At 59.7% G+C, this 4,573-nt stretch carries 3 protein-coding genes and 2 pseudogenes; 2 read left to right on the top strand and 3 right to left on the bottom strand.

Going from position 1 to position 4,573, the window contains the following annotated elements; all coding sequences use genetic code 11:
• Positions 1 to 312 precede the first annotated feature (312 nt).
• Positions 313 to 747, bottom strand: coding sequence for a DUF302 domain-containing protein (locus LZA78_RS17425; protein WP_233678154.1), 435 nt, complete (start codon positions 745 to 747; stop codon positions 313 to 315).
• Positions 748 to 1,001: 254 nt separating this feature from the next.
• Positions 1,002 to 1,586: a thioredoxin family protein gene (locus LZA78_RS17430; protein ID WP_233678155.1), complete on the bottom strand. Its 585-nt coding sequence runs from the start codon at positions 1,584 to 1,586 to the stop codon at positions 1,002 to 1,004.
• A 259-nt stretch (positions 1,587 to 1,845) separates the two neighbouring features.
• Between LZA78_RS17430 and LZA78_RS17435 the strand changes: the two are divergent.
• A pseudogene (locus LZA78_RS17435) lies at positions 1,846 to 2,229 on the top strand (IS3 family transposase); the annotation flags it as partial.
• 351 nt (positions 2,230 to 2,580) lie between these two features.
• Positions 2,581 to 3,447, top strand: coding sequence for a DUF2189 domain-containing protein (locus LZA78_RS17440; protein WP_233678156.1), 867 nt, complete (start codon positions 2,581 to 2,583; stop codon positions 3,445 to 3,447).
• 126 nt (positions 3,448 to 3,573) lie between these two features.
• Here LZA78_RS17440 and LZA78_RS17445 read toward each other — a convergent pair.
• Positions 3,574 to 4,205: pseudogene (locus LZA78_RS17445) on the bottom strand (tyrosine-type recombinase/integrase).
• Positions 4,206 to 4,573 lie beyond the last annotated feature (368 nt).

Genomic DNA, 4,573 nt, shown 5'->3' on the forward strand with positions numbered 1-4,573 from the left:
TTGGGAAAGAACGGCTTCAGGCGCTCCATTTGGGCGTCCGTTAGCCAGTAAAGATTGCTCATCGATCAGGTCTCCTTGCGGAGCCTGAATCACGCCAAATGACTGAAATCAATGGGTCTGGAGCCTAACGCGGGACTTCTTATGTGCATCAGGCAGATCGTCCAACCCGTGGTTTGCAGGCCGACCCAGAATTTCCCGCACCTCTAAACTCCGGCGACGTTCGCACCGCGCCGTCGCGGAAGGGGTCGCATCCTTTCGCCCCCCCCCCCCCCGCTGCATTTTTCGAAGAACCTATCACTCACTTGGATGGTCTTACCGGATCCCAAGAGCCTCGTGAACGATGCCATCCAGCAGCGATTGGACCTCTTGCATGGCGCCCTCCGGGTAGTTCCGAAAGCCCACGGTTACAGTGCCAGCAGTATCGGCCACAAAAATCCCGTAGGGACAGTAAGCGATATTCACAGGATCGGCCTCGATCACGCTGCGCGATGTCACGGCCGAGCAGAACACGAACACATCCGCCGCTTCGAATAGCGTAACATCGCTCCCCACATCGGCGCCGGTGCGAGCCAGCATTGCGCCGACATGGCTGACATAATCGACGACCAGCCCACGACCGACGATCGCGCTTTCTACGGCGAAGGCCGTATCCTCGAAGTTGGCGTCGCTCTCATAGGTGGTAATGCCCTGACCAAAGGCAGGCGCTGCAGCCATCAAGACGACAAGTAGTGCAGAAACACGTTTCATTTTCTCCTCCCAGATGAACGCTCAATCTATTATGCCCCTGTTGCCACAAAGCCGGTACCAATCTGCCTCGGTACTCGCAGGGCATTGCGGCCCGGTTTCTGGACTTCGGGAACGGGCTCATCGCCGTCGGGTGGGCTTTCCTGGCCGCATGTGTCTCCGGACCGCGGTGGCCGTTCCTTGAACAGTTTATCTGCCCGCCTGTTCTGCGGTCTTCGTCCCAACTACCGCACGACACTCCTTGTCCGCGTTACTAACTACCATACATCGGGGTCGATCCCCTGTGCTTGCAGCGCGGCGAACTTGTCTTGCAGAAATCGCTGGAACGGTTGTTCGAGATAGGCACCGGTCGCAACGTATTCGAGGCCCGAGATGTGGTGGAACGGCTTGAAGTAACCCGGCATCCGGAACGCCTCGGCTGAACGGAAATCGGCCGCGCCAGCATTGGCGGCAGGAAACAGAACCTGCGTCGGCGTGAAGTTCACGACCCACTTCTGGGCCAAAGACCGCTCCTCCAATGGCTCGCCGTCGAAATCCTGCACCGTGCGGGCGCCCCAGAGGTCGAGCTGCAAAACGACGAAGTTCGCCGAGATGAAGTCGGTAATTTCGGACCGGGCGAAATTCACAAGGTGCATCTCGCGGCAGTAGGGACACCCCCGCTGCTCGAAGAGCGCGATGAGCCCTTTGCCCTCCGCCGCGGCATCCTCCAAGTCAGCCCCCAGTTCGAGGAAGCTGTCGAGAAAGAACGGCTCGCGGTAGAGCCCGTCATCGCCGAGCACGGCCTCTGCCGCAGCCGTGTTTAGCCCCCCCCTTGCGACCGCAATAGCGCCGCCAAGTGCCAAGATAGACCTCCGGTTCAACATTATGCGTCTCCCACACTCCCGCTTGCATAGTAGCATGATGCTGGCGCGCGAAGAATAGTGGCGTCGGGAAAGTGCCGTAAGCATAGGCGCCGTTCGCGACACCCTGCCGCCAGCCCTTTCCATGGAGTCCGTCCACGGTCACGTCGATAACGCGGAGCTGATCCCTGCACCTGTGCTCGGTGCCATCCTCTACGAGGTGAACCTGTGCGACCGAGTTGTCGAGGGGCAAAGGCTGGCGGTCGTTCTACAAGCCCTGCTCATGGCCGTCTGGCGGCGTAAGCCGAGGGAAAAGGTGCTGATTTATTCGGATCAGGCCGGCCAGTTCACCAGCATGGATTGGGCTGCCTATTTGTGCGCCCATAACCTTGAGCACTCCACGAGCTGCCATGGCAATTGCCATGACAATGCGGTTGCCGAAAGCTTTTTCAGCCTGCTCAAGCGCGAACGGATCAGGCGCAGGATATGCCGGACCCGAGAAGAAGCAAGGCGGGACGTGTTCGATTACATCGAGATATTCTACAATCCGAAGCGAAAGCATGCGAGGAATGGGATGCGGTCGCCCGCCAAGTTCGAATGGCGGCAGATGATGAGACGCGAAGGCGTCTACGAAACTCGGGGCTAATCAACCTGAGCAGGCAGGTCCGTGGGCGTGAGGCGTTGTTCATAGCTGCTTCTGGGCTCAAAGCCTCAGCGCGTCGCATAGGCGCCGACTTCGGACGCTTGCGTTCTTCGCACTGAGCAAATGTTCTCCGAACGACGCTCTCATCAAGTCAGTGAGTAGGTCAGTGCCGCGCCAGGTCGACCAGGTGCTGGCGCCGAAAGTGCCGCGCGCGACTCTGTGAACGCGCAGCGGCGGCGCATCTGTTATACTTTTTACATAGGACGCTTCGGCCCGACGTATTCGCGGGTGAGAGGCAAGTTCTTTGGCGAACGCCTCGCCCCGTTTCCGGGCCCTCAAAGTCGGGAGGAAACGATGACACGTGCGACAATTGGAAATCCGCTGAGTTGGAGTGCAGCCAGGCTGGCTGATATTGGCCATGGCCTTGAGGCGGCAATAAGTGGGATTGGCAGCCACGAGACGGCCCTGCCCAAGGTGAACAACATCGGCATGAGCGATATTCGCGTGGCACTTCGCAAGGGGGCCGAGGATTTTGCGGCACTCCGCTCCGATGTGATCATGCTGGTGCTGCTCTACCCGGTGATCGGCTTCGCCCTTGCAGCCGAAACCCTCGGCGGTGGGCAAGTGCACCTTCTCTTCCCGCTCATAGCGGGTTTTCCCCTTGTTGGTCCGGTTACAGCGGTCGGTCTCTACGAAATGAGCCGACGCCGTGAGTTGGGTGAGACGACAGATTGGAGAGCCGCATTGACCGCACTAACGGGCCGGGTGCTCGGGCCGGTATTGACGCTTGGCGTCCTTCTCGTGGTGATCTTCCTATTGTGGCTCATCATGGCTCATGCAATCTGGACTGCCACCCTGGGCCCTGTTTCCTACCATAGCCTCTCGGTCTTTCTCCACGACACCTTCATGACCGATGCAGGCTGGACAATGATCCTCCTCGGGGGGGGCGTCGGTTTCGTCTTCGCGGTCGTGGTGCTCTGTATCAGCTTGGTGTCGTTCCCGATGCTCATCGACCGCCCGGTGGGCGTGCCGGTAGCGCTCGCGACGTCACTTTCTGTCGCGCGCCGTAATCCGCTCACGACCGCTATCTGGGGGGTGATCGTCGCCGTCTCCCTCATGCTGGGGGCGATCCCATTCTTCACCGGGCTGATTGTCGTGCTGCCGATCCTCGGTCACGCCACATGGCATCTTTACCGAAGGGCCGTGGCTTATCCCGCGTAATCGACCTGGTCAGAATATTGGGGGAGGGCCTTGCCAGCTGAGCGGCGGCCGTCAGTAACGAGGCCCCACGCGCATATCTGAATAGACCGGCATCTGTGGGCCGTCCGAGACGGGCGGCCCAGCTGATCAGATCTCGACGGCTTCCGAGATCGCGAGTGCATCCTCCAGTTCGACCCCCTGGTCTCGAACTGTGCTATCCATCTTGGTGTGGCCGAGCAGGAGCTGGACAGCGCGCAGGTTGCCGGTCTTCTGATAAATCTGTGCGACCTTGGGACGGCGCATCGAATGCGCGCCGTAGGCACTCGGTTCGAGACCCATGGACGTCACCCAGCCGCGAACAAGGCGGGCGTATTGCCGGGTTGAGATGCGCAGGCGCTCGTGGAAACGGCCCGGCCACGGATAAAAAGAACCGTTCATCATCGGATCGTCGAGCCAGGCTGTAAGTGACCTCCGGGTGCCCTCGGTGATTTCAAACCGCACGGGCTTCCGTGTCTTGCTCTGAATGATAGAGGCCCGCTCCTTGACCTGCCCAGCGGCGAAGACATCGGTGACCTTCAATTCACCAAATCGCATCACCGGAGTTTGCTGTCGATGACAAGGTTGAAGATCGCCAATTGGCGCATCTTGGCGGCGATTTCCAAGCGCACTCGGATCGCCCAGACGTGTTTTGTCAGGAGTGGTCGTTTCTGCCCGACGATACGTCCCTTGTTCCAAGCGGAACGACAGGCGCGAATGACAGGTAGGTTCGCTGTTTGCATGGTAGTTCTCCTGGTCCACCACGCCCTTCCTCAACGCCAACCCAACGTTGGCATCTTAGTCTGGCACGGCCAGGAGCGATTGCCGCGAACGCCCGGATGGAGCCTAGGGCAGACAAACAGGTTTCGCTGGGCTAGCTTCGCCTGTGACTTTCAAGCGGATCAACATATGCGGGAAACAGCGAAGATTGCCACAGGCCGCGTGATCATGCCTGCGCGACTGCCAGAACGCGAGCGTAATGCGCTGTCCGTCGTCAGAACATTTGGCGCAACTCGTGGCGTAGATTAGCGGAGAGCGGGCCTCGTCTGTGGGATGATGTTATGCGGCGAGCTTGTGGTGCTGCAAGCGCCGATATTCGAGGGTCTGTCGT

It is taken from the genome of Rhodobacter flavimaris (assembly GCF_021378075.1).
GTDB lineage: Bacteria > Pseudomonadota > Alphaproteobacteria > Rhodobacterales > Rhodobacteraceae > Rhodobacter > Rhodobacter flavimaris.

Coding starts and splice junctions, on each gene's coding strand:
- LZA78_RS17425 (WP_233678154.1), bottom strand. CDS start 747: ATGAAACGTGTTTCTGCACTACTTGTCGTCTTGATGGCTGCAGCGCCT.
- LZA78_RS17440 (WP_233678156.1), top strand. CDS start 2,581: ATGACACGTGCGACAATTGGAAATCCGCTGAGTTGGAGTGCAGCCAGG.